Origin of the sequence: Yersinia sp. FDAARGOS_228, from assembly GCF_002073315.2 — a bacterium.
Classification (GTDB): Bacteria; Pseudomonadota; Gammaproteobacteria; order Enterobacterales; family Enterobacteriaceae; genus Yersinia; species Yersinia intermedia.
The window spans coordinates 2,567,256-2,592,736 of the sequence record NZ_CP020409.2; the positions used below are offsets into that span (position 1 = coordinate 2,567,256).

Sequence of the window (25,481 nt, forward strand, 5' to 3'; positions counted from 1 at the left end):
AATGAATACCACTTTTTCTTCAGTGGTTTTTATTCATATTAGCGCGAATGATGCTAATTACCTGCTCGCATTCAGGTGACTCACCCACAATTCACGCCCTGCACTGTTCAATGGCGTTGATGGAATTGGTAATAGCGCCCTTTGTTGTGCAGTAAACTATGGTGATCACCTTGCTCAACAATCTTGCCACCATCCATCACACAGATTCGGTCCATATATTCCAGCCCGTACAAGCGATGAGTGACAATGATCAGGCTCTTGTGCTGACAGTGCTGGCGGAGTAGCGCCAGAATTTGTTGTTCCGTTTCAGCATCTAACCCCTCAGTCGGCTCATCAAGTAGCAGCAGTGGGGCCGGATGTAGCAAGGCTCGAGCAATCCCCAAACGCCGTTGTTCACCGCCAGAGAGTGGCCGACCGCCATCCCCCATCCAGGCATTCAGCCCCTCACTGTTATCCAGCAAATTAGCTAACCCGACTTGTTCCAAAACCGTTTTCAACTGTGTATCAGACGCAGCGGGGCAAGCCAGTAACAGGTTTTCACGTAGCGTACTGCTGAAGACATGTACCCGCTGGCTAACCACTGTCATCATCTGGCGCAAGGTATTTTCGTCATAATTGGCCAAGGGTTCCCCATTAAGCGTGATACTGCCTTGGCTGGCATCCCAGGCACGGGTTAATAATTGTAACAATGTGGATTTTCCACAGCCAGTGCGCCCAAGTAGCGCAATATGCTCCCCTGCGGCCAGTGACAGCGATATATTCTGTAAAACGGGTAATGGCTGCTGCGGGTAGGTAAAACTCAACCCTGTCACTTCTAGCGCCACCTGTGAGGTAACCACTGGGCCATTGGTCGGGAATGTCACTTCAGGCTGTTGTTCCATCAATTGCGCTACGCGGGTCGCGGAAGCGATAACTTGCCCTAAGTGTTGGAATGCACCAGCCACCGGCAGCAAGGCTTCAAATGCGGCTAAAGAGGTAAAAACAAAGAGTGCCAGTAATGCACCGGGTGGGTTATTCCCGCCAATACCGTCAGCGGCGAGCCATAAAATTAGCGTGACCGTCAGGCCAGTAGCCAGAATCATTAACGCCTGCGCTAAACCAGCCAAGGATGCTTGCTGTTGTTGGCGCTTCATCCAGCGTTGCTCAATATCTTGCAAAGAAGCACGGAATTGCTGCAACGCACCGAATACCAACAACTCGGCCTGCCCTTGTAACCAAGAGGTCAGTTGCGAACGATAAAGACCACGCAGGTCCGTCAGGTCACGACCAATGGGCTTACCGGCACGATAGAAAATCAATGGAACTAACAGTAATAACCCCAGCAGGATGGCACCCAGTGTCAGGGCCAGATTGACATCCAGATAGCTCAGACCAAACGTCACGGCGGCGATAATTGCGATGGCAGCCACCAGCGGTGAGATGACGCGCAGATAGAGATGATCGAGGGTATCGACATCGGCGACCAAGCGGTTCAGCAGTTCACTTTGGCGGAAACGGGCAATCCCGGCAGGGGAGAGTGGCAGGATCTTCTGGAAAGCGAAGACCCGCAGATGTGCCAGAACACGGAATGTCGCGTCATGGCTGACAACTCGCTCCGCGTAACGGCCTGCCGTACGGGTGATTGCTGCCCCTCGGACGCCGGCAGCTGGCAGCAAGTAGTTAAACGTATATAATCCAGCAGGGCCAGCGATGGCGGTACCTGCAAGGAACCAACCTGATAATGTCAGTAAGCCGATACTCGCCAGCAGCGTGACAATTGCCAGCACGATACCCAGACAAATCAGGAACCAATGGCGGCGATACAACGCCAAAAAAGGAAGAAGTACGCGCATAATTAAAGCTCCTCACTGCGATGGGACAGCAGATTGGCAAATGAACCGTCAGACTGGCTGAGTGTGGAGTAATCACCTTTCTGAATCAAAAGGCCACGATCCATTACCCAGATTTGATCATAACCTAGCGTATCTTCTAACTGGTGGGTAACCAGCAGCGTCGTCTGCCTGCGGGAGGCTTCCTCCAGCGCTTTCATCACCAACTGTTCGCTGTGAGCATCAAGGCTGGCGGTGGGTTCGTCCAGCAGCAATAAGCGGCACGGGTTCAGTAAGGCGCGGGCAACGGCAACACGTTGTGCCTGCCCAACGGAGAGACGTGCACTATGGTCGCCGACTTCAGTATTCAGCCCTTGTGGCAAATCAGCCAGGAATTCATTGATATAGGCACGCTCCACCGCCTGTTGCAATTGGCTGTGTGACGCATCTGGTTGGCCCAGCATAATGTTGGCCGCCAGTGTCTGCTCCGGCAAATGTGGGTTTTGGCCAACCCAGCTTAATTGCCTACGCCATGCCTGTGCTTCCAGTTCGCGTAATTCAACCCCGTTAACTTTCAGCGAGCCGCGATAAGGTAAAAAGCCCAGCAGCAGGTTGAGTAATGAACTTTTACCTGCGCCACTCAGGCCAACAATGGCAACGCGTTTGCCTGCGGGTAATAAGAACGTCAACGGCCCTGCCAATCGGACGCCATTCGGAGCCAGGATTTCCAGTTGATCGGCTTCCAGGGTGATAGCTTGGTTACCTGTCAGCACTTGGTCACCTTGACCAATTGCTTCGCCTTCGCTACTCAAAAATGTGACCAGCGATTCCGCTGCGCCCACCGCCTGAGCTTTTGCGTGGTAAAACGTGCCTAAATCTCTCAGTGGTTGGAAGAATTCGGGGGCCAGAATCAATACCAGAAAACCAGCAAACAGGGTGACGCCCAAACCATAACTACCAAAGTTCAGTTCGCCTAAATAGGAAAAACCAAAGTAGACGGCAACCACGGCAATGGAGATGGCGGCGAAAAATTCTAATACGGCTGAGGATAAGAATGCCATACGCAGCACTTCCATGGTGCGGCGGCGGAAATCTTCTGAGGCGTCGCGAATGTGGTCTGTTTCTGCTTTTGCGCGGTTAAATAACCGTAACGTGTCTAATCCGCGTAAGCGATCAAGGAAGTTGCCACTCAACCGCGCCAGTGCGACAAAATTACGCCGATTGGCGTCGGCGGCACCCATCCCGACCAGCGCCATAAACAGCGGGATCAAGGGTGCAGTGACAAACAAGATCAAACCTGCCACCCAGTTGATAGGGAAGACGGCAATCAGGATGAGCAGTGGAATAAATACGGCCAGATACATCTGCGGCAGATAGCGGGAGTAGTAGTCCTGCATATCTTCAATCTGCTCCAGAATGATGGTCGCCCAACTGCCGGCGGGCTTACCTTTCACCCACGCAGGGCCGAGCTGTTCTAATCGGTCCAAAACGACATTACGGATCTGCTGGCGAACTTTCATTCCGCAGATAAATCCTACCCGTTCGCGCAACCAGCTGATCACCGCGCGCAATGCAAAAGTACCTGCCAGTAACCAAAAATCAGCAGTTAATGCCGCTCGGGGGAGTTTGTCGATAATCAGAGATTGCAGCAGGGTGGCCAGTAACCATGCCTGAGCGATGATCAATAACCCGCTGAGGAGGCCAAGTAACATGGACAGGCGGAGCCAACGTTGCGCGGGGGCGCTTTGTTTTTTCAGCCAACGAATCAACTCATACTGTCTTGTTTTATTCATCAGGCAATTTATCTGCGCAGGGAGCTAGAAAATATCAAAAAGTGTCTGTCACCGTTGACGGTGGCAAACTCGCGAAAGGCAATATTACCTTGTCATGACGCGAGGTGAAACCATTAGGTTGTGATAGTCGCCGCATTCCACAACAGGAGTAATTAACTGTTTTTAATTGGGATGCAGGTGAGTGAAAATAAAAAACGGGTGGTTCACTTATCGTAAACCACCCGCCACATAGCGCTTTGATCCCCGTGCGGAATCGTTATTTATCGTTTACTAGCCCATCCAGATAGCGTTCTGCATCCAGCGCCGCCATACAGCCGGTACCGGCGGAGGTAATTGCCTGGCGGTAAATATGGTCCATAACATCGCCCGCAGCGAACACACCCGGAATAGAGGTTTGTGTTGCGTTACCCTGAATACCTGACTGAACTTTGATGTAGCCATTTTCCAGTGCCAGTTGATCACCAAAGATGGCAGTATTAGGGCTATGGCCGATGGCAATAAACACCCCTGCAACTGCAATTTCTTCAGTTTGATCACTCTTGGTTGACTTCAGGCGCACACCCGTCACACCCATTTCATCACCCAGCACCTCGTCCAGCGTGCGGTCAGTGTGCAATACGATGTTGCCGTTGGTTACTTTTTCCATCAGGCGATCAATCAGGATTTTCTCTGAGCGGAAGCTATCACGACGATGAATTAAATGAACTTCAGCCGCGATATTCGCCAGATACAGCGCTTCTTCAACGGCAGTATTACCGCCACCGACTACCGCCACTTTCTGATTCCGATAGAAGAAACCATCACAGGTTGCGCAGGCAGAGACCCCTTTGCCTTTGAATGCTTCTTCTGACGCCATCCCCAAATAGCGGGCAGAGGCTCCTGTAGCAATAATCAGCGCATCACAGGTGTACTCAGCACCATCACCAAACAGGCGGAATGGGCGGTTTTGCAAATCCACGCTGTTGATATGGTCGAACAGAATTTCTGTCTCGAATTTTACGGCATGCTCATGCATCCGCTCCATCAGAGCAGGGCCAGTCAAGCCTTCAGGATCACCGGGCCAGTTCTCTACGTCGGTAGTGGTGGTCAATTGACCGCCTTTCTCCATTCCGGTAATCAATACAGGTTTCAGGTTGGCGCGCGCAGCATAAACCGCCGCAGTGTAACCCGCAGGGCCAGAACCCAAAATAATCAATTTGCTATGTTTAGCCGTGCTCATGAATACCTCTTTCCCACAATGGCGGACAATGTTAGCGATTGTAGGGAAAATTGTGCATTAAAAAAAGCAGACAAAAATGTTGTTAGCGATTTGTTTGATAGGTAATGCCTATTTAATGAACTAAATGTATTAAGAATCGGCAGTTAGCGGTGAAGCGAAGTCAGGTCGTGGGTAAATTGGACCAAAATTCAATTATACGTTATGCGCCAAATCGTGCCGAAAAGCGTTAACCCTATAAAATATGTGGGCTGTAAGCCGACAGCTAAAAAAATAGCCGTAATCCGACAGTGCCTTTTTGTACCATTTTATAGCAAATTTAGGGCGAAAAAATAGCGAAGGGAAACACTCTGGGATTTTAATTCTGGCACGTTCTACTGATTTAACTTCTTTTACTTTGACAATCGGCTGCGCATTTGCGAAAACATCATAGGAAGAAGAAATTATCTGCGCGCCATAATTTCAGATTTGGTGTCAGTGATACCAAGCGAAAACCCTGGAACGTTTTCGATTAATGCTGGGTGGCGGGTGGAATAAGTTCTCGAACAACGGTAGGGGGACGTTTCTGCCGTGGTTCGCGATGTGCTACCTCTTCCTCAACGCTAATAATCATCGAGTACCTCGCATACAGTTGGACAGACAGGGTGTGAGATAACAACGTGTTGATATATTTGCATAAAACAGGCTGCGGGTCGTTGTCTGTAGCAGGCTCTGAGTATAAACACGATAAGAGCATGTCACAGACTCAAGGAAATTAAGAGAGACTATAAGATGATAGATAATAAAAAACGCCCGGGGAAAGAGCTTGATCGTATTGATCGTAACATCCTGAATGAATTACAAAAGGATGGACGTATCTCTAACGTTGAGCTTTCAAAACGAGTCGGGTTATCACCAACGCCATGTTTGGAACGAGTTCGCCGCTTAGAGCGTCAGGGTTTCATTCAAGGTTATACCGCACTGCTTAATCCACAGTATTTGGATGCGTCATTGCTGGTTATCGTTGAGATTACTCTGAATCGTGGCGCTCCGGATGTGTTTGAGCAATTTAATGCCGCTGTTAAAAATCTTGAGGAAATTCAAGAGTGTCACCTGGTTTCCGGCGATTTCGACTATTTGTTGAAAACCCGCGTACCAGATATGTCCGCTTACCGTACATTACTCGGTGAGACCTTGCTTCGCCTGCCGGGCGTTAATGACACTCGTACCTATGTGGTCATGGAAGAAGTGAAGCAGAGTAACCGCCTAGTCATTAAAACGCGGTAAACAGGCAGGTGCAAAACCTGAGTAATTTGGTTACACTCCTGTTTATTCATACAGTTTCAACGCCGGGAGGGTTCTCGGCGTTGTCACTCATACCAGTTAACAGGAACCTGGAGAGCCTTTCTTGAGCCAGGAATATACAGAAGATAAAGAAGTTACTCTGAAAAAACTCAGCAGCGGGCGTCGTTTACTCGAGGCGGTTTTGATTGTGGTAACGATTTTGGCAGCCTACCTGATGGCCGCGCTGCTCAGTTTCAATCCTTCGGACCCAAGCTGGTCCCAGACCGCCTGGCATGAGCCTATCCACAATCTTGGTGGGGGTATTGGTGCCTGGATGGCCGATACACTGTTCTTCACCTTTGGTGTTTTGGCTTACGCAATCCCTGTGATTATGGTGATGTTGTGCTGGGCAGCTTTCCGTCAGCGCGATGCCAGTGAACACGTTGACTACTTTGCCCTTTCCTTGCGCCTGATTGGTACATTAGCCCTTATTTTGACGTCATGCGGCCTGGCTGCATTGAATATTGATGATCTCTATTACTTTGCTTCTGGCGGCGTCATTGGCAGCTTGTTCAGTAATGCCATGTTGCCGTGGTTCAACGGTGTAGGGGCAACCCTGACGTTGCTCTGTATCTGGGCTGTTGGTCTGACGCTGTTTACCGGCTGGTCATGGTTGGTCATTGCCGAGAAAATTGGCGGGGTGGTCTTAGGCTCACTGACGTTTATGACCAATCGCTCACGTCGTGAAGAACGCTATGACGATGAAGATGACGATTATCAGGTTGAAGATTCCGACGTTGCTGAACAAGATCAGAGTGCGGCTTCAAATAAAGCATTAGCCGTAGGCGCGGCTGGTGCCGCACTTGCTGCATCTGCATCTGCATCTCATGCTGATGACGACGTGTTATTTTCCGCGCCATCAGCAACCGACACCGCCAATGCTTCTGAGCAGAGCTTACCGCCGGTGTCTGAAACCAATGATGATTATGATCCATTATTAAGCAGCTTACGTGCGACTGATACTGATAATGGCTATCAGCCAACACCTTCCGGGATGCCATCCGAGTCGATTAATAGCCATAGCACGGCACCGATGACGCCTAACTCGACAGCGACACCGCCGTTATATTCGTTTGAAATTCCGCAAGAAACGCCATCACCGGTTCAAACTCGCGTGGCTGCGTCTGTTGAACGGCCAGAACCGCAAATCGGCGCTTGGGATGTACCACCTGCGCCTGTCAGCCATTCACCGTTCGATTTCTCAACCGCGCAGCGCCAGAGTGATCAGGTCGATAGCGCTCCTTATAACAACAGCGGTTTTGGTCGTGCTCTTGACGGTTTGGCTGCGGTGAGTTCGGGCAGTGATCCATTGATTAGTGATCCATTGATCAATAGCAGCTTGTCAAATAATCCATTGTCTCATCACGGTGTGTCGGGAATTGCTGTCGCCGCTGCAAGCGCAGCAGCGACGTTTATGCCAGCATTTACTGCCACCAGTGACACCAGTTCTCAGGTAAAACAGGGTATAGGTCCTGAGTTACCACGGCCTAATCCAGTGCGTATTCCAACGCGGCGTGAGCTGGCCTCTTACGGTATCAAGTTGCCTTCACAACGTATGGCGGAGCAGGAACAACGCGAACAAGAAGCGCAAAATCCTCAGGTTAATGCAGCTTCGTTCAGCAACGAGCCTCTATCAGAAGATGATGATGCGTTGCAGCAAGCCATCTTGCGTAAAGCGTTTGCCGACCAGCAATCCGAGCGTTACGAGCAATCATCAGACGCAGAGGGTAATCCGTTTACCGCCCCTGAGCCAGAAGATGAGCAAGCGTTGGAAGAAGCCGCATTACGGCAGGCCTTTGCAGCACAACAGCAGCATCGTTATGGGGTGGTTCAGCACGAAGATTCTACTGACCACGAAGATTCTACTCATCACAAAAATAGTGCCCCTGAAGGAATGCAGCCGGTTGATACCCGTCGTGCTTATACATTCTCGCCGGTTGCCGATCTTGTTGATGATAGCCCTCGTGAGCCGCTGTTCACGCTTTCTCCCTATGTTGAAGAAACCCCCTCTTCAGCGGTGTCACAAACTATTTTGCCTGAGCAGTCGCCGCAATATCAGCAGCCGCCAGTGCACCAAGCACCTTCAGGACAAGTCACGCCAGTTCAAGCACCCTATACTCAGCCTGCCGTGACCCCAGCTTATGCTCCGACACCGGTGCCATCTGCTGTTGTGCCAACTGCGCCAGTACCACCTGTCGCACCCGTGCAACCAGCGCCGGCAATGGACAGCTTGATCCACCCGTTCCTGATGCGTAATGATCAGCCGTTGATTAAACCGACCACACCACTGCCTACGCTTGATTTACTCTCTTCTCCACCCGCGGAGGAAGAGCCGGTTGATATGTTTGCTTTAGAGCAAACGGCTCGTTTGGTTGAAGCGCGATTAGGTGATTATCGGGTCAAAGCGGAAGTGGTGGGTATCTCTCCAGGGCCGGTCATTACTCGCTTTGAGTTGGATTTGGCTCCAGGTGTTAAAGCGTCGCGCATTTCCAATCTTTCCCGCGATTTGGCTCGCTCTCTCTCTGCGATTGCCGTGCGCGTGGTGGAAGTTATTCCGGGCAAACCTTATGTCGGGCTTGAACTGCCAAATAAGCATCGCCAAACGGTCTATCTGAGGGAAGTGCTCGACTGTGCCAAATTCCGTGATAACCCTTCACCGCTCGCTATAGTGCTAGGTAAAGACATCGCCGGGCAGCCGGTGGTCGCCGATTTAGCCAAAATGCCACACTTGTTGGTAGCCGGTACTACTGGTTCTGGTAAGTCGGTTGGGGTGAACGCGATGATCCTCAGTATTTTGTATAAAGCTACACCGGATGAGGTGCGCTTTATCATGATTGACCCGAAAATGCTGGAGTTATCGGTGTATGAAGGCATCCCTCATTTGCTAACCGAAGTGGTTACCGATATGAAAGATGCCGCGAACGCCTTGCGCTGGTGTGTCGGTGAGATGGAACGGCGCTATAAATTGATGTCGGCGCTGGGCGTGCGTAATCTCGCAGGCTATAACGAACGCGTAGCTCAGGCTGAAGCTATGGGGCGGCCAATTCCTGATCCGTTCTGGAAGCCATCTGATAGCATGGATATCTCACCGCCGATGTTGGTGAAACTGCCTTATATCGTGGTGATGGTGGATGAGTTTGCCGACCTTATGATGACGGTGGGCAAAAAAGTTGAAGAGCTGATAGCACGTCTGGCGCAGAAAGCCCGTGCTGCGGGTATTCATCTGGTGCTGGCTACCCAGCGCCCATCGGTTGATGTCATCACCGGTTTGATAAAAGCCAACATTCCAACCCGTATCGCATTTACGGTTTCCAGTAAAATTGACTCACGCACCATCCTCGACCAGGGTGGCGCGGAATCACTGCTGGGGATGGGGGACATGCTGTATATGGCACCCAACTCTTCGATTCCTGTACGTGTGCACGGCGCTTTTGTCCGTGACCAGGAAGTGCATGCTGTGGTTAATGACTGGAAAGCCCGTGGTCGCCCTCAATACATTGAGAGTATTCTTAGTGGTAGTGAAGAGGGGGAAGGCGGTAGTCTTGGGTTAGATAGCGATGAAGAACTGGATCCATTGTTCGATCAGGCGGTGAGCTTTGTGTTAGAAAAGCGCCGGGCGTCAATCTCTGGCGTGCAGCGCCAATTCCGTATTGGGTATAACCGTGCTGCACGTATTATTGAACAGATGGAAGCTCAACAAATTGTGAGTACGCCGGGCCATAACGGTAATCGTGAAGTATTGGCGCCACCACCTCATGAGTAACCTTTTACCCTGAGGCTGTTAACATAGACAGGGCCGCTTTGCGGCCCTTATGCAAAGAAGCGTAACCCCATATTTATCAGAGTATTTTATAAGGTATTTCGAATAATGAAAAAACTGCTTGTTGCTTGCTGTCTGTTATCGGGTTTAATTTCAGCTTCAGTTCTGGCAGATGCCAGTACCGATTTGCAAGGTCGCTTGAGTAAGGTGAACAGCTTCCATGCTAATTTTTCGCAAAAAGTGACCAGTTCTGATGGTGCAGCGGTGCAGGAAGGTGAAGGGGAGCTGTGGGTAAAACGGCCCAATTTGTTTAACTGGCATATGACCTCACCGGATGAAAGTGTGCTTATCTCCGATGGGGAAACCTTGTGGTTCTACAATCCCTTTGTTGAGCAGGCTACGGCAACCTGGTTGAAAAATGCGACCGGTAACACCCCGTTTATGCTGATTACCCGCAATAACCCAGATGATTGGAAACAGTACAATGTTAAGCAGAAAGGCGATGATTTTGAACTGACACCCAAAAGTGCCAGCGGCAATCTGAAGCAATTTGCCATCACGGTTACGCCAACGGGGACTATCAAGAGCTTTACTGCGGTTGAGCAGGATGGGCAGCGCAGTGCTTACACTTTGAAAGGCCAACAAAATAGCTCGGCTGACGCCAGCAAATTTAAATTTACCCTACCAAAAGGTGTGACGCTGGACGACCAGCGGCAGTGAGGTTTGCGTGAGTAATATGTCTCTCGACTTTTCCCAAAATGAGTTTCAGCCACTGGCCGCGCGGATGCGGCCTTTGACGTTGGATCAATATATTGGTCAGCAACATTTGCTGGCTCCGGGTAAACCACTACCACGGGCAATCGTTGCGGGGCAGTTACACTCGATGATCCTCTGGGGGCCGCCTGGAACGGGCAAAACCACATTGGCAGAAATTATTGGCCGTTACGGTCAAGCTGATGTGGAACGCATTTCTGCCGTGACCTCCGGTATTAAAGAGATTCGTGAAGCCATCGAACGCGCACGGCAAAACCGTGATGCTGGTCGGCGCACTATCTTGTTTGTCGACGAAGTCCATCGTTTCAATAAAAGCCAGCAGGATGCTTTTTTACCGCATATTGAAGATGGCACTATTACCTTTATTGGTGCCACCACTGAAAATCCCTCGTTTGAATTGAATTCGGCACTGCTTTCCAGAGCGAGGGTTTATTTGCTTAAGGCATTAACCGCCGCAGATATCGAAAAAGTGATTGATCAAGCGATGTCAGACAGTGGCCGTGGCTACGGCGGGCAGAATATCAAACTACCAGACGAGACTCGCCGTATGATGTCGGAGTTGGTCGGTGGTGATGCTCGTCGGGCGTTGAACAGCCTTGAGATGATGGCAGATATGGCTGAAATAGATGCCAACGGGGTGCGAGTATTAACCCCTGATTTGCTAAAGGAAGTGTCCGGTGAGCGTAGTGCCCGTTTTGATAACAAAGGTGATCGTTATTATGATCTGATCTCGGCGGTGCATAAGTCTATTCGTGGTTCGGCCCCGGACGCGGCGTTATATTGGTACGCACGTATTATCACCGCAGGTGGCGACCCACTTTATGTCGCCCGCCGTTTATTGGCTATTGCCTCGGAAGATGTCGGTAATGCGGATCCACGCGCCATGCAAGTGGCTATATCGGCGTGGGACTGTTTTACCCGAGTCGGCCCGGCAGAAGGTGAGCGGGCGATTGCTCAGGCAATTGTTTATCTGGCTTGTGCCCCAAAAAGCAATGCTGTTTATTCTGCGTTTAAAGCAGCGATGCAGGACGCGCGTGATAAGCCCGATTTTGATGTGCCAGAACATCTGCGCAATGCACCGACCAAACTGATGAAAGAGATGGGGCTTGGGGCGGAGTACCGATATGCCCATGATGAACAGCATGCTTATGCTGCTGGTGAGAACTATTTCCCGCCAGAAATGGCCGCGACTCGCTACTATTCGCCATCATCCCGTGGTCTGGAAGGTAAAATCGGTGAAAAGCTGGCATGGTTGGCTGAGCAGGATCAAAATAGCCCGATAAAACGCTACCGCTAGTCTTGCCGTTGCGGTAAGGTTAGCGCTATATGGTAAGTGGCTGTTTATACCGCTTATGTCATGAAATTCTCCTTTAATAACCATTATGCCCAAAATAGTTGAAGTTGCGGGTAGGCAGCAAGTAAGCGAGTCTCGATGAGTTTACTGAGGTAAGTGATTCGGGTGAGAGAACGCTGCCAATACCGCTGCAACTTCAAAGATGAAAGGCATTCTATAACTACAAGCACAGGACTAGCATGCTCGATCCCAATATGCTGCGCAATGAGCTAGACGCAGTCGCCGAAAAACTTGCTCGCAGAGGTTTTAAACTTGATGTTGAGATGTTGCGCCAACAAGAAGAGCGCCGCAAAGTTTTACAGGTTGAAACAGAAAGTCTGCAAGCAGAACGTAACTCTCGATCGAAATTGATTGGTGCAGCCAAGGCGCGTGGCGAAGATATCGAACCATTGCGTCTGGAAGTGAATGTGCTGGGTGAGAGGCTGGATGCGGCTAAGGCCGAGCTGGACAAGTTACAAAACGAAATCCGCGATCTGGCGTTGTCTATTCCTAACCTGCCGGATGATTCTGTCCCTATGGGTAAAGATGAGAAAGACAATCTTGAAGTCAGCCGTTGGGGTGAGCCACGTAAGTATGACTTTGAGGTGAGAGATCACGTCTCGCTGGGCGAAATGGCCGGTGGCCTTGATTTTGCTGCTGCAGTGAAGTTGACTGGTGCACGGTTTGTGGTGATGAAAGGGCAAATAGCCCGTATGCACCGTGCGTTATCCCAGTTTATGCTGGATCTGCATACCGAAAAACACGGTTATCAAGAAGCTTATGTTCCTTATCTGGTTAACCATGCCACGTTGTACGGGACTGGCCAGTTACCGAAGTTTGGTGAAGATTTATTCCACACCAAACCGCTGGAAGAAGAGTCAGATAGCAGTAACTATGCGCTGATTCCTACCGCGGAAGTGCCGCTGACCAATCTGGTACGCGATGAGATTCTGGAAGAAGACACTCTGCCATTGAAAATGACGGCCCATACCCCGTGCTTCCGTTCTGAAGCGGGTTCCTATGGTCGTGATACCCGTGGCTTGATTCGTATGCATCAGTTCGACAAAGTTGAGATGGTGCAGATTACTCGCCCGGAAGATTCGATGGCGGCACTGGAAGAGTTGACCGGTCATGCAGAGAAAGTTCTGCAATTACTGGATTTGCCATACCGTAAAGTGCTGCTGTGTACTGGTGATATGGGCTTTGGCTCCAGCAAGACTTACGATTTGGAAGTATGGCTACCAGCGCAGGATACTTACCGCGAAATCTCTTCTTGTTCTAACATGTGGGATTTCCAGGCGCGCCGTATGCAAGCTCGTTGCCGCAATAAGATCGATAGAAAAACCCGTTTAGTTCATACCCTGAATGGTTCTGGTTTGGCGGTTGGCCGCACGTTGGTTGCTGTGCTGGAAAACTACCAGCAGGCAGATGGCCGAATTGAGGTTCCAGAAGTATTACGCCCATATATGGGTGGCCTGGACTTTATCGGTTAATAACATATGGATTAATCACTAATCCACTATGCAGAAAGCGCCTTAGGGCGCTTTTTCTTTTTTGGTGCATCACCAAAGCGTACAGACTGAAGATTGTCAGTAGGTGCTTCCAACATATCGTGCTATCCCCTCGTGCGCAGTAATTGACTTTTATATCGCCAGTGGCATGATGCGCTCACTTTTATCGTCCCGACGGCTCCTGTCTTATTATGTCCGCATATTCTCGCCCGGTTCTGCTGCTGCTCTGTGGGCTTTTGCTGTTTACGATTTCTATCGCAGTGTTAAATACATTGGTTCCCTTGTGGTTATCCCATCAACAATTGCCAACCTGGCAGGTGGGGATGGTTAGCTCGTCTTATTTTAGTGGGAATCTGGTTGGGACACTGATTGCAGGGCGCTTGATCCAGCAACTTGGATTTAATCGCAGCTACCATTACGCCTGTATTTTATTTGCGTTGGCGACTTGCGGATTAATGCTATCAGTGGACTTCTGGAGTTGGCTGGGGTGGCGCTTTTTGGCCGGCGTGGCATGCGCCCTAATTTGGGTCATTGTCGAAAGTGCGTTACTGCGCAGCGGCACGTTAGCCAACCGTGGGCAACTGCTGGCAGCTTATATGATGGTCTACTATCTGGGGACCGTCGCTGGGCAATTATTATTAGGTGTCGTGTCAACGCAATTACTCAATGTTATCCCTTGGGTCAGTACATTGGTCATTACTGCCATGCTACCACTGCTGTTTGCTCACTTCTCGCATCAGGGTGGCAGTGAGTCCCCACACATTGCCATTTGGCCGATGCTTAAGCGCCGTAGCGCTCGCCTGGGTATTAATGGCTGCATTATCTCAGGGGTGGTGCTAGGTTCGCTCTATGGCTTGCTGCCGCTCTATTTATCGCATCAGGGCATGAGTGATGCCAGCGTCGGATGGTGGATGGCTTTGCTGGTTAGCTCCGGCATTATCGGTCAATGGCCGATAGGAAAAATGGCGGACCGTTATGGCCGTTTGTTGGTGCTGCGCATTCAGGTGTTTGTCGTCATCCTCGGCAGCGTAGCCATTTTAGGTAATTATGCCTTGGCTCCGGCATTATTTATTCTGGGATGTGCCGGTTTTACCCTTTATCCGGTCGCTATGGCTTGGGCGTGTGAAAAAGCCAGTGCTGATGAGTTAGTGGCGATGAATCAGGCATTACTGATGAGTTATACCCTCGGTAGCCTGACCGGCCCAACCATGACCTCGCTGCTGATGCAGCGCTATTCTGATAATTTACTGTTTATCATGATAGCCGGTGTTGCCTTAGTGTATTTGATGATGCTGCTGCGTAAGCCAGATCAGCAACAGACACCTTACGCTGCCATCTAACAGCCAAAAAAATACCGCCAGTGGGATAACCCACGCTGGCGGTATCTAGGGATATGCGTTGATTAACTGACCACACCCTTCTTACTTGAAGCTGCCGCGACCTAAGCTGCCTGCAACAACAATGACTTGTTTGTACATCAATACATTACTTTGTGACCATAGCTTTCGAGAATGCCTTTCACCCGATCCATGATCTCAGCGGTAGGGGGCTTCACCCCATCCAGTTTGTATTCTTCGCCCATGGCGACCCATTTGTGCTTACCCAACTCATGGTAAGGTAGCAATTCGATTTTCTCGATATTGGTCATGTTCTGGGTAAACTCGCCCAGCATGTGTGCTGATTTATCATCATCTGACCAACCCGGCACCACCACATAGCGGATCCAGGTTTTTTGGTTACGTTTTGCCAAATAACGGGCAAATTCTAATGTTCGATGATTAGATACACCCACCAGATTCTGATGCACACTGTCATCCATCTGCTTTAAATCCAGCATCACTAAATCTGTGGCATCAAGTAACTCATCGATTACCGGATCATAACGGCGTACAAAACCGTTGGTATCCAGACAGGTATGGATGCCTACTTCATGACACGCGCGGAACCAATCGCGCACAAACTCGGCCTGCAAAATGGCTTCGCCACCCGAGGCAGTCACACCGCCGCCAGATGCATTCATAAAATGGCGGTAGGTGATGGCCTCTTTGACTAATTCTTCAACGGTAACTTCTTTACCGCCGTGGGTATCCCAAGTATCACGGTTATGGCAATACAGGCAACGCATTAAGCAGCCCTGGAAGAATACGATAAATCGGATACCTGGGCCGTCAACAGTGCCACAGGATTCGAATGAGTGAATACGACCAAGTACTGACATAGCAGGATTTCTCCAACGCTGGATGAATAAAGGCCCCACTAAAGTGGAGCCTTTAAGTTTATGCCATTTTACTGCGGCAGGGAATTATATCGACTGTGTAAAGGTACGAGTAATTACATCCTGCTGTTGTTCTTTAGTCAGCGAGTTGAAACGCACTGCATAACCCGATACACGGATAGTCAACTGCGGATATTTTTCCGGGTTTTCCATCGCGTCTAACAACATTTCACGGTTCATCACGTTCACGTTCAGGTGTTGACCACCTTCGATGGACGCTTCGTGATGGAAGTAACCATCCATCAGACCAGCCAGGTTAGCTTTACGCACTTCATCGTCTTTGCCTAATGCATTTGGCACGATAGAGAAGGTGTAAGAGATACCATCTTTCGCGTAAGCAAACGGCAGTTTAGCAACGGAAGTCAGAGAGGCAACAGCACCTTTCTGGTCACGACCATGCATTGGGTTAGCACCTGGACCGAATGGCGCACCAGCACGGCGACCATCTGGGGTGTTACCGGTTTTCTTACCATAAACCACGTTAGAGGTAATGGTCAGCACGGACTGAGTCGCTACTGCACCACGGTAAGTACGCAGCTTCTGAATTTTCTTCATGAAGCGCTCAACCAGGTCACAAGCGATATCATCAACGCGTGAGTCGTTGTTACCAAACTGTGGATACTCGCCTTCAATGTTGAAGTCGATAGCCAGGCCATCAGCATCACGAATGGTGCTTACTTTGGCATATTTGATAGCAGACAGGGAGTCAGCAGCAACAGACAGACCTGCAATACCACACGCCATAGTACGGTAAACATCACGGTCATGCAGTGCCATCAGCGCAGCTTCATAGCTGTACTTGTCATGCATGTAATGGATGATGTTCAGCGCGGTAACGTATTGTTTAGCCAGCCAATCCATAAAGTGATCCATGCGTTCCATGACTTTGTCATAGTCCAGCACTTCATCCATCATTGGCGCTTCTTTCGGGCCAACCTGGATCTTCATTTTTTCATCAACGCCGCCGTTGATTGCGTACAACATGGTTTTCGCCAGGTTGGCACGGGCACCAAAGAACTGCATTTGTTTACCGACAATCATCGGGCTAACACAACAAGCGATAGCATAGTCATCGTTGTTGAAGTCAGGGCGCATCAGATCATCGTTTTCATATTGTACAGATGAAGTATCGATGGAAACTTTAGCAGCATATTTTTTGAAGTTCAGTGGCAGCTTTTCAGACCACAGAATGGTCATGTTCGGCTCTGGAGAAGGCCCCATGGTGTACAGGGTATTCAGGAAGCGGAAGCTGTTTTTGGTCACCAGAGTACGGCCATCAACGCCCATACCGGCCAGAGACTCAGTTGCCCAGATTGGGTCACCAGAGAACAGTTCATCATACTCAGGGGTACGCAGGAAGCGAACCATACGCAGTTTCATAACCAAATGGTCAATCAATTCCTGCGCTTCAATTTCAGTCAGTTTACCTTCGTTCATGTCACGTTGAATGTACACGTCAAGGAAGGTAGACACACGACCGAAGGACATTGCAGCACCGTTTTGGGATTTAACCGCAGCTAAATAGCCGAAGTAAGTCCACTGTACTGCTTCACGGGCGTTAGTTGCCGGACCGGAGATATCACAGCCATATTTGGCCGCCATTTCTTTGATTTGAGCCAGAGCACGATGCTGTTCAGCAATTTCTTCGCGCAACTGGATAGTCATTTCCAGGTCTTTACCGTTTTCCAAATCATTTTGCAATGAATTGAACTGAGCCAGTTTGTCTTTCATCAGGAAGTCGATACCGTAAACGGCTACACGACGATAGTCACCGATGATACGGCCACGGCCATAGGCATCTGGCAAACCAGTCAGTACACCAGATTTACGGCAGTTCAAGATGTCTTTGGTATAAACGTCGAACACACCTTGGTTGTGCGTTTTACGGTAATCGGTGAAGACTTTTTTCAGTTGAGGGTCAAGTTCACGACCATAAACTTTGCAAGAGCCTTCTACCATTTTGATGCCGCCGAATGGGATCAGCGCACGTTTCAATGGTTTTTCAGTCTGCAAGCCAACGATGGTTTCCAGATCTTTATTAATATAGCCAGCATCATGAGATGTGATGGTCGCAGCTACGTCGGTATCGAAATCAACTGGCGCATGGGTGCGGTTTTCCAGTTTGATGCCTTCCATAACTTGCGCCCACAGCTTGTCGGTCGCATCGGTAGGGCCGGCAAGGAAGGACTCATCGCCTTCATAAGGAGTGTAGTTCTTCTGGATGAAGTCACGAACGTTTACACCGTTCTGCCAGTCACCCTTGGTAAAACCCTGCCATGCTTTGGCCAATTTTTCATTAAGTTCGGTCATAATGCATCTACCTTTTAATGTGAATTTCTTCGAAAACCAGACGTAGCGGCCACATATTAATGTTGCTGGTCACCGCGCAGATAAATTACCCAGTAAGTCAACCCAACCAATAATCCGCCACCAATGATGTTGCCGATAGTGACTGGGATCAGGTTATCAATAATAAAGTTACTTACGGTTAAGTGAGCAAATTGCTCAGGTGCTGACCCTATGGATTGCCAAAATTCAGGCGAAGCGAAGTTTTTAATCACAATACCCATAGGAATCATAAACATATTTGCGATGCTATGCTCAAAACCGCTGGCAACAAACATTCCCACCGGTAAGATCATCGCGAACATTTTATCCATTATGGTACGGCCGGAGTAACTCATCCATACCGCCAGACAGACCATCAGGTTAGCTAAAATACCTAAACATACGGCTTCAATAAAAGTATGGTGCAATTTATGGTCGGCTGTTTGCAAAACATTCAGACCCCATTGACCATTTGCCACAGTATGCTGGCCTGCGAACCAAATAAGACACACAAAGAACAGTGCACCGAACAGATTCCCAATATAGACATTAACCCAGTTACATGCCAGTTGACGCCATGTAATACGGCCACTGGCTTTAGCAACAGTGGTGAGTACGGTAGATGTGAACAGATCACCTCCACACACTACCACTAACATTAGCCCCAGGGAGAAACAAATACCACCAACCAACTTGGCAAAGCCGAAAGGCACGCCTGCGGTACCGGTAGTCGCTGTAATATAGAAAACAAACGCAATTGAAATAAACACACCAGCAGTAATCGCTAAATAAAACGTTTTTAGCGGATGCTTGGTGGCTTTATAGACACCGGCATCTTCGGCTACTTTAGCCATTGCCGCAGGTAATAATGCATCGAAGGGGTTGTCAGCTTTCACACTAACTCTCTCTTAAGGGTTAATAAAGCACAACGAGATACTAGCAAAGCAGTATAGCGTGAAAATTGATATGGATCATATTGCGCGAGTTTAGTTCGCTGTAAAACACCATAAAATATAGGGATAATGGCCTTAATTAATTGATTTATAAGTGAAAAAAATATTTTAAGATTTGCAAATATTTTTGATTGGACTGTTTTAAAGCCGTTGAGAACGTTAAGTAAAAAGGGTGTTTGTAGCTATATTTATTATTCTCGTTAATTAAAAATTAACTATTCATTCACCTGTTTGTCTATTTTATCCCACAGCTAAATAATGTTTGTCTAAAGGTGCTATTGCGGCGTCAGAAAATAACGTTTTTTTATGACAAAAACAATTGTTGGGCACGGCGTTTTGTATTTATTTTCGTCAGGATTAATTGCAGTACTAAATTAAGCGGCGTTGCCAAAGGACAACGCCGTGAGTCGCTTTCTGCCGATTAGCATTTAGCTATTTGTCGGCAGAAAATGCTTACTCGCTTTTAGCCCAATAGCGGCGTTTAGCGGCCTGTAACTTTTCATAAGCCCCTAACAGTGCCTGATGAGCAGGTAACGCTTTCAGATCCTCATCAACACTGAACAGACCATTGAAACGATCCTCACTAACCATGGCTGCTGAAGCGGCATCCAGCGCCTCCTGACCATACATTTTCACAAAGGCGGTGTAATATTGTGCCGCTTCACGATCCGGCTCCTGAGTCAGTAACAACAGGGTTTGCAGGCAACGGTAATAGTTCGCCTGTTTTGCTGTAAAGACTGAAGAGTTAAAATCTTGCGTCCATTCAACCCAAATTAGCGCCTGTTCCAGATCACCGCCAGCTAATGCCAGCATGGATTTCAGCTCACCCACACGCAGGGTATACCAGCCGTTATCTTTACCTGAGGCGATACCCAACAGTTCACGCACGCGGGCGAAATCGTCCAACCCTTCGTCATCTAACTGCTGAATGAGTTCCAGATATTGCTCTGGCTGCCAGTCACTGCCTGGTAGGGCCAGCAGCGTGTCTCGCAGATGTACGCCCATGGTGTTGTTTGCCATCAGCAGATCTTCAGCGGGATAGATATCTGACATCCCCGGCACCAGAATTCGGCAGGCATAAACCCCCAAATGCTCGTAGTCAGCAATATACACTTCGGCATCTTCTTGCTTGAAGATAGCCATCAGGGTAGCGAACTCTTCTTCTGTGCTGCCTTTAAAGCTCCAGTCCACAAACGGGTAGTCGGCCTCGTCTTTGAACATATCCCAACTGATCAGGCCGCTCGAATCGATAAAGTGGGTTTCCAGATTGGTGTGCTCTGCCACCTCTTCGTCATCGAAGGTCGGCGCGGTAAAGACGTCCAGGTCTTTCAGGCTACGGCCCTGTAATAGCTCAGTCACGGTGCGTTCCAGCGCGACACCAAAGTCTGGATGTGCGCCGAATGAGGCAAAACAGGTACCATTTGACGGGTTAAACAGCACCACACAAATAACCGGATAAGCGCCGCCTAAAGAGGCATCGTAAGAGAGGATGGGGAAACCTTCCTCTTCCAGTTTAGCGATGGCTTCCACTACACCTGGATAGCGATTTAATACCGCCGCGGGGATTTCAGGCAAGCTGATGGATTCTGCAATAATGCGGTTTTTCACATTACGTTCAAACACTTCTGACAGAGCTTGTACCCGGGCTTCGTTTGCCGTATTCCCCGCAGACATGCCATTTGAGACATACAGATTACCGATAATATTCATTGGAATATAAACGGTTTCTAAATCTGACTGGCGGGTAAATGGCAATGAACAGATCCCGCGCTTGGCATTACCTGATTGCAAATCCACCAGATCACTGGCGACCAATTCCTGCTCTGGATCGTAAAACGCCAGCAGGCGCTCATCGAGAATGCCTTCTGGCAGCAAGTTATCTGCTGGGATTGGGAACCACTTCTCGTTGGGATAATGAACGAAATCACCTTCGGCAATGGCTTTGCCCAGATAGAAGTCAGCAAAGAAATAGTTGGTGGATAACCGCTCGAAATATTCACCTAAGGCCGAAGCCAGTGCCGCTTTCTTACTGGCACCTTTGCCGTTGGTAAAGCACAACGGGCAATCACGGTCGCGGATATGTACCGACCAAACGTGAGGAACCGGGTTAAGCCAAGAGGCTTCTTCAATATTAAAACCGAGGTCACTCAGTTTTTGCTGAAAGCGAGAGATTGAGTCTTCCAGCGCGGCGTCTTTGCCGGGAATAAAGGTTTGGGTCATTGTCGTCACTTTTTGGCGGTACTAAAAACGCGCAATCATACGGGGTTTTAGTTAATAGCTCCATGTATTCCTAAAGCGCAGCAAATGTCACAGTTTCAGTATGGATATTCCGCATAATTCACTAGCTTATAAATAACGGAGTCATAATGTGAAATCTATAAAGCTAACTGTCTTAGCCGGAATCTTAGCAGGGATCAGCGGTTCGGCCTTTGCTCTACCCAATATCACCCTATTGGCAACCGGGGGAACTATCGCCGGTGGCGGAGATTCAGCCACTAAATCTAACTATAAAGCCGGTAAATTGGGGGTTGATGCCCTGGTAAACGCCGTGCCGGAAATGAAAAAAATCGCCAATATTCAAGGCGAGCAAGTGGTTAATATCGGTTCTCAAGATATGAATGACGAGGTCTGGCTGAAATTGGCGAAAAAAATTAATGCCGATTGTGCCAAAACTGACGGTTTCGTGATTACACACGGCACCGACACTCTGGAAGAGACTGCTTATTTTCTTGATTTAACGGTTAATTGCGATAAACCAGTTGTGATGGTCGGGGCGATGCGCCCGGCAACAGCACTGGGGGCGGATGGTCCGTTGAATCTTTATAATGCAGTGGTCGTCGCCAGTGACGCCAATTCAGCTAAACGCGGTGTGCTGGTGGCGATGAATGACCAGGTGCTAAGTGGTCGCGATGTGATGAAAACCAATACCACCTCGGTGCAGACATTCCAGTCACCTAACACCGGATCGTTAGGTTCTATTTATGACGGTAAAGTAAATTATTTGCACCAACCAGCACCAAGACAACCCGCTTTTGATATCAGCAAACTGAGTGAATTACCAAAAGTTGGTATTATTTATAACTATGCCAATGCTTCTGATTTACCAGCTAAAGCACTGATTGCTGATGGCTATAAAGGGATTGTCAGTGCCGGTGTCGGTAACGGTAACCTTTATCATTCTGTCTTCGATACGCTGGCGACAGCAGCACACAATGGGGTTGCTGTTGTGCGTTCATCTCGCGTGCCTACCGGGTCTACTACGGAAGATGCAGAAGTTGATGATACCAAATACGGATTTGTTGCATCTGGCTCACTCAATCCACAAAAAGCACGTGTGTTGCTGCAATTGGCATTAACCCAAACGCAAAAACCGCAAGAGATCCAAAAGCTGTTCCACGCATATTGATCCAATAAGTCTTTGACGGGGGCTTCGGCCTCCGTATTGGGTTGAGACACTGCACCATCAACGGGCAAAATGAGTTATCTATCGTGCATTAAGACCTTAGTTCGATAGCTTTTGGTGAATAATTCCAAATTAATGGCATGATAACGCATAGCCTGCTATCGCTGAGGTTGAGCGTTTCTCTCTTGCCAGTGAATAACCGTTGCAGCAGGCGGACTCGGATGATAAAACCGAGTAATGATAACGATGGCAATCTCAGTTGAGTGTGGTGAGGGGAAATGACACAAGTTTATAATTTTAGCGCAGGGCCTGCGATGTTACCGGTTGAAGTTTTACGTCGTGCGGAACAGGAATTACGTAACTGGCATGGCTTGGGGACGTCGGTGATGGAAATCAGTCACCGTAGTAAGGAATTTATTCAGGTTGCTGAAGAAGCAGAAAAAGATCTGCGCGATCTGCTACAAATCCCGGCCAATTATAAAGTGTTATTTTGCCATGGTGGTGCGCGCGCGCAGTTTGCCGCAGTGCCACTAAATTTGCTCGGCGACAACAACAGTGCTGATTATATTGACGGTGGCTATTGGGCACACAGTGCAGTCAACGAAGCACAAAAATACTGTGTTCCTCACGTTATCGATGTCACAACCCACGATAATGGTCTAACGGGTATTTTGCCGATGAAACAATGGCAGTTGAGTGATAATGCTGCTTATGTACATTATTGCCCGAATGAAACCATTGATGGGTTGGCTATCAATGAAGAGCCGGATTTTGGCGACAAGGTTGTCGTTGCCGATTACTCCTCATCTATTCTTTCTCGCCCGATTGATGTCAGTCGTTATGGCGTTATTTATGCTGGCGCACAGAAAAATATCGGCCCAGCGGGCCTGACAGTGGTTATCGTGCGCGACGACTTGTTAGGTAAAGCTCGCACTGAATTACCATCGATCCTTGATTATAAGGTGCTGGCTGATAACGATTCCATGTTCAATACGCCGCCAACCTTTGCCTGGTATCTCTCTGGCCTGGTGTTTAAATGGCTGAAAGAGCAGGGCGGTTTGGCTGAAATGGAGAAACGTAACCAGGCGAAAGCTGAACTCTTGTATGGTGCGATCGACAAGACCGGTTTCTATCGCAATCAGGTGGCTCACGGCAACCGCTCTTGGATGAACGTACCCTTCCAAATGAAGGATGCCTCCTTGGATAAAGTGTTCCTTAGCGAGGCACAAGAGCAGGGTTTGCAAGCATTGAAAGGCCATCGTGTTGCTGGCGGAATGCGGGCTTCGATTTATAATGCGATGCCAATTGAAGGCGTTAAAGCCTTAACAGATTTTATGGCTGACTTTGAACGCCGCCACGGTTGATTGCTCTGGGCGGATGTTTGTCTGCTCCGACTGAGTTATCACCCTTATTTAAAATATATTTATTTGTCATATACCGTAAATAATTCGAGTTGCAGGAAGGCGGCAATTGAGCGAGTCCTCGGAGCTTACACAAGTAAGTGACTGGGGTGAACGAAGACAGCCAACACCCGTGCAACTTGAAGTATTACGGGTATAACAACAGCCCCGACCTGTGCGGGGCTGTTGCACATAGAAGACTGGAGAGTGCTTTTCCCATGCTGGAATCCCTGACTTTACAACCCATTGCCCTGATCAATGGCACCGTTAACTTACCCGGTTCTAAAAGTGTTTCTAACCGTGCACTTCTTCTGGCAGCGCTGGCCGAAGGGACAACCCAGTTGAATAACTTGCTAGACAGTGACGATATTCGCCATATGCTCAATGCGTTACAGGCATTGGGAGTTAATTTCCGTCTTTCTGCTGATCGTACCCAATGTGAAGTAGATGGTGTGGGCGGCAAGCTGGTTGCCGACCAACCCTTGGAACTGTTCTTAGGTAATGCGGGCACGGCAATGCGCCCATTGGCTGCGGCACTTTGCTTAGGTAACAGTGATATCGTATTGACCGGTGAACCGCGTATGAAAGAGCGGCCAATTGGTCATCTGGTTGATGCCTTGCGTCAGGGTGGAGCGCAGATTGATTATCTGGAACAAGAGAACTACCCGCCGTTGCGTTTACGGGGTGGTTTCCGTGGTGGAAAACTGACCGTTGATGGCAGTGTCTCCAGCCAATTTTTGACGGCATTACTGATGACGGCCCCCTTGGCTGAGCAAGATACCGACATTCAGATTCAAGGTGATCTGGTTTCTAAGCCATACATTGATATTACCCTGCATCTGATGAAAGCCTTCGGTGTCGATGTTGTGCATGAGAACTATCAACTGTTTCACATAAAGAGCGGCCAGACATATCGCACTCCGGGCACTTATTTGGTTGAGGGCGATGCGTCTTCTGCATCCTATTTCTTAGCGGCTGCGGCAATTAAAGGTGGCACTGTGCGTGTCACGGGTATCGGTAAAAAAAGCGTGCAGGGTGATACCAAATTTGCTGATGTGCTGGAAAAAATGGGCGCAAAAATTAGCTGGGGTGATGACTATATTGAATGTAGCCGTGGTGAATTACAGGGTATCGATATGGATATGAACCACATTCCTGATGCAGCCATGACTATTGCTACCACCGCTCTGTTTGCCAATGGCCCGACGGTTATTCGTAATATTTATAACTGGCGGGTAAAAGAGACTGACCGTTTATCCGCGATGGCCACTGAGCTGAGAAAAGTGGGTGCAGAAGTCACCGAGGGTGAAGATTATATTCGTGTGGTCCCGCCCGCGCAATTAATTGCTGCTGAAATAGGGACTTACAATGACCATCGTATGGCGATGTGTTTCTCGCTGGTGGCGTTATCTGATACACCGGTGACGATTCTTGATCCCCAATGCACTGCTAAAACCTTCCCTGACTACTTTGAACAATTGGCCAATCTGAGCCAGACAGCCTGACCTTTTTACGCTGAATTTATTGACCTCTAATGGGTACCAGTCGGTACCCATTCCTTATTTTATCAACGGATAGTACTTTTCTTTATTGGCAAATAAGAA

Annotated in this window: 16 protein-coding genes; 9 read left to right on the forward strand and 7 right to left on the reverse strand. The window is 48.9% G+C overall.

What is annotated here, in order from left to right; all coding sequences use genetic code 11:
* Nucleotides 1-107 precede the first annotated feature (107 nt).
* The 3 genes from cydC to trxB form a co-directional block, all read right to left on the reverse strand.
* Nucleotides 108-1,832, reverse strand: coding sequence for a heme ABC transporter ATP-binding protein/permease CydC (gene cydC, locus A6J67_RS11800; RefSeq protein ID WP_050088736.1), 1,725 nt, complete (start codon nucleotides 1,830-1,832; stop codon nucleotides 108-110).
* Nucleotides 1,833-1,834: 2 nt separating this feature from the next.
* The gene (gene cydD / locus A6J67_RS11805; RefSeq protein WP_005184719.1) at nucleotides 1,835-3,601 is read right to left on the reverse strand and encodes a heme ABC transporter permease/ATP-binding protein CydD; all 1,767 of its coding nucleotides are present in this window, start codon (nucleotides 3,599-3,601) and stop codon (nucleotides 1,835-1,837) included.
* 256 nt (nucleotides 3,602-3,857) lie between these two features.
* Nucleotides 3,858-4,820 carry a thioredoxin-disulfide reductase gene (gene trxB / locus A6J67_RS11810; RefSeq protein ID WP_005184715.1) on the reverse strand — a complete coding sequence of 321 codons (963 nt, stop codon included), beginning with the start codon at nucleotides 4,818-4,820 and terminating at the stop codon, nucleotides 3,858-3,860.
* A 768-nt stretch (nucleotides 4,821-5,588) separates the two neighbouring features.
* Between trxB and lrp the strand changes: the two genes are divergently transcribed.
* From lrp to A6J67_RS11840, 6 genes are all read left to right on the forward strand, one after another.
* Nucleotides 5,589-6,083: a leucine-responsive transcriptional regulator Lrp gene (lrp, locus tag A6J67_RS11815; protein ID WP_005184714.1), complete on the forward strand. Its 495-nt coding sequence runs from the start codon at nucleotides 5,589-5,591 to the stop codon at nucleotides 6,081-6,083.
* A gap of 121 nt (nucleotides 6,084-6,204) precedes the next feature.
* Complete coding sequence (locus tag A6J67_RS11820; protein WP_050297083.1) at nucleotides 6,205-9,903, forward strand: DNA translocase FtsK 4TM domain-containing protein; 3,699 nt, start codon at nucleotides 6,205-6,207, stop codon at nucleotides 9,901-9,903.
* A gap of 105 nt (nucleotides 9,904-10,008) precedes the next feature.
* A complete protein-coding gene (lolA, locus tag A6J67_RS11825) occupies nucleotides 10,009-10,620 on the forward strand; it encodes an outer membrane lipoprotein chaperone LolA (protein WP_005184709.1) in 612 nt (203 codons plus the stop codon).
* 7 nt (nucleotides 10,621-10,627) lie between these two features.
* On the forward strand, nucleotides 10,628-11,971 hold the full coding sequence (locus tag A6J67_RS11830; RefSeq protein ID WP_042568228.1) for a replication-associated recombination protein A: 1,344 nt from the start codon (nucleotides 10,628-10,630) through the stop codon (nucleotides 11,969-11,971).
* A 236-nt stretch (nucleotides 11,972-12,207) separates the two neighbouring features.
* Nucleotides 12,208-13,500, forward strand: a complete 1,293-nt coding sequence (gene serS / locus A6J67_RS11835; RefSeq protein WP_050074033.1) for a serine--tRNA ligase — start codon at nucleotides 12,208-12,210, stop codon at nucleotides 13,498-13,500.
* 209 nt (nucleotides 13,501-13,709) lie between these two features.
* Nucleotides 13,710-14,858 (forward strand): MFS transporter, encoded by a 1,149-nt coding sequence (locus A6J67_RS11840; protein WP_005184700.1) that lies wholly within the window; start codon nucleotides 13,710-13,712, stop codon nucleotides 14,856-14,858.
* Nucleotides 14,859-14,995: 137 nt separating this feature from the next.
* Here A6J67_RS11840 and pflA read toward each other — a convergent pair whose 3' ends face one another.
* The 4 genes from pflA to ycaO form a co-directional block, all read right to left on the reverse strand.
* Nucleotides 14,996-15,736, reverse strand: coding sequence for a pyruvate formate lyase 1-activating protein (gene pflA / locus A6J67_RS11845; protein WP_005184698.1), 741 nt, complete (start codon nucleotides 15,734-15,736; stop codon nucleotides 14,996-14,998).
* Nucleotides 15,737-15,820: 84 nt separating this feature from the next.
* A complete protein-coding gene (pflB, locus tag A6J67_RS11850; RefSeq protein WP_005184696.1) occupies nucleotides 15,821-18,103 on the reverse strand; it encodes a formate C-acetyltransferase in 2,283 nt (760 codons plus the stop codon).
* A gap of 56 nt (nucleotides 18,104-18,159) precedes the next feature.
* Entirely contained in the window at nucleotides 18,160-19,017 is an 858-nt protein-coding gene (focA, locus tag A6J67_RS11855) for a formate transporter FocA (RefSeq protein WP_005184695.1), read from the reverse strand.
* A 510-nt stretch (nucleotides 19,018-19,527) separates the two neighbouring features.
* Nucleotides 19,528-21,294 (reverse strand): 30S ribosomal protein S12 methylthiotransferase accessory factor YcaO, encoded by a 1,767-nt coding sequence (gene ycaO, locus A6J67_RS11860; RefSeq protein WP_005184688.1) that lies wholly within the window; start codon nucleotides 21,292-21,294, stop codon nucleotides 19,528-19,530.
* Between the two features lie 148 nt (nucleotides 21,295-21,442).
* Between ycaO and ansB the strand changes: the two genes are divergently transcribed.
* The 3 genes from ansB to aroA all read left to right on the forward strand — a co-directional run bounded on the left by ansB (nucleotide 21,443) and on the right by aroA (nucleotide 25,382).
* Nucleotides 21,443-22,480 (forward strand): L-asparaginase 2, encoded by a 1,038-nt coding sequence (gene ansB, locus A6J67_RS11865; RefSeq protein WP_005184681.1) that lies wholly within the window; start codon nucleotides 21,443-21,445, stop codon nucleotides 22,478-22,480.
* A gap of 275 nt (nucleotides 22,481-22,755) precedes the next feature.
* Nucleotides 22,756-23,841 (forward strand): 3-phosphoserine/phosphohydroxythreonine transaminase, encoded by a 1,086-nt coding sequence (gene serC, locus A6J67_RS11870; RefSeq protein ID WP_050297088.1) that lies wholly within the window; start codon nucleotides 22,756-22,758, stop codon nucleotides 23,839-23,841.
* Between the two features lie 254 nt (nucleotides 23,842-24,095).
* The gene (gene aroA / locus A6J67_RS11875) at nucleotides 24,096-25,382 is read left to right on the forward strand and encodes a 3-phosphoshikimate 1-carboxyvinyltransferase (protein ID WP_005184677.1); all 1,287 of its coding nucleotides are present in this window, start codon (nucleotides 24,096-24,098) and stop codon (nucleotides 25,380-25,382) included.
* Nucleotides 25,383-25,481 lie beyond the last annotated feature (99 nt).

Excerpts from the sequence above, each read along its gene's own strand:
- cydC (WP_050088736.1), bottom strand. The coding sequence starts at position 1,832 with ATGCGCGTACTTCTTCCTTTTTTGGCGTTGTATCGCCGCCATTGGTTC.
- cydD (WP_005184719.1), bottom strand. The coding sequence starts at position 3,601 with ATGAATAAAACAAGACAGTATGAGTTGATTCGTTGGCTGAAAAAACAA.
- trxB (WP_005184715.1), bottom strand. The coding sequence starts at position 4,820 with ATGAGCACGGCTAAACATAGCAAATTGATTATTTTGGGTTCTGGCCCT.
- lrp (WP_005184714.1), top strand. The coding sequence starts at position 5,589 with ATGATAGATAATAAAAAACGCCCGGGGAAAGAGCTTGATCGTATTGAT.
- lolA (WP_005184709.1), top strand. The coding sequence starts at position 10,009 with ATGAAAAAACTGCTTGTTGCTTGCTGTCTGTTATCGGGTTTAATTTCA.
- serS (WP_050074033.1), top strand. The coding sequence starts at position 12,208 with ATGCTCGATCCCAATATGCTGCGCAATGAGCTAGACGCAGTCGCCGAA.
- A6J67_RS11840 (WP_005184700.1), top strand. The coding sequence starts at position 13,710 with ATGTCCGCATATTCTCGCCCGGTTCTGCTGCTGCTCTGTGGGCTTTTG.
- pflA (WP_005184698.1), bottom strand. The coding sequence starts at position 15,736 with ATGTCAGTACTTGGTCGTATTCACTCATTCGAATCCTGTGGCACTGTT.
- pflB (WP_005184696.1), bottom strand. The coding sequence starts at position 18,103 with ATGACCGAACTTAATGAAAAATTGGCCAAAGCATGGCAGGGTTTTACC.
- ycaO (WP_005184688.1), bottom strand. The coding sequence starts at position 21,294 with ATGACCCAAACCTTTATTCCCGGCAAAGACGCCGCGCTGGAAGACTCA.
- serC (WP_050297088.1), top strand. The coding sequence starts at position 22,756 with ATGACACAAGTTTATAATTTTAGCGCAGGGCCTGCGATGTTACCGGTT.
- aroA (WP_005184677.1), top strand. The coding sequence starts at position 24,096 with ATGCTGGAATCCCTGACTTTACAACCCATTGCCCTGATCAATGGCACC.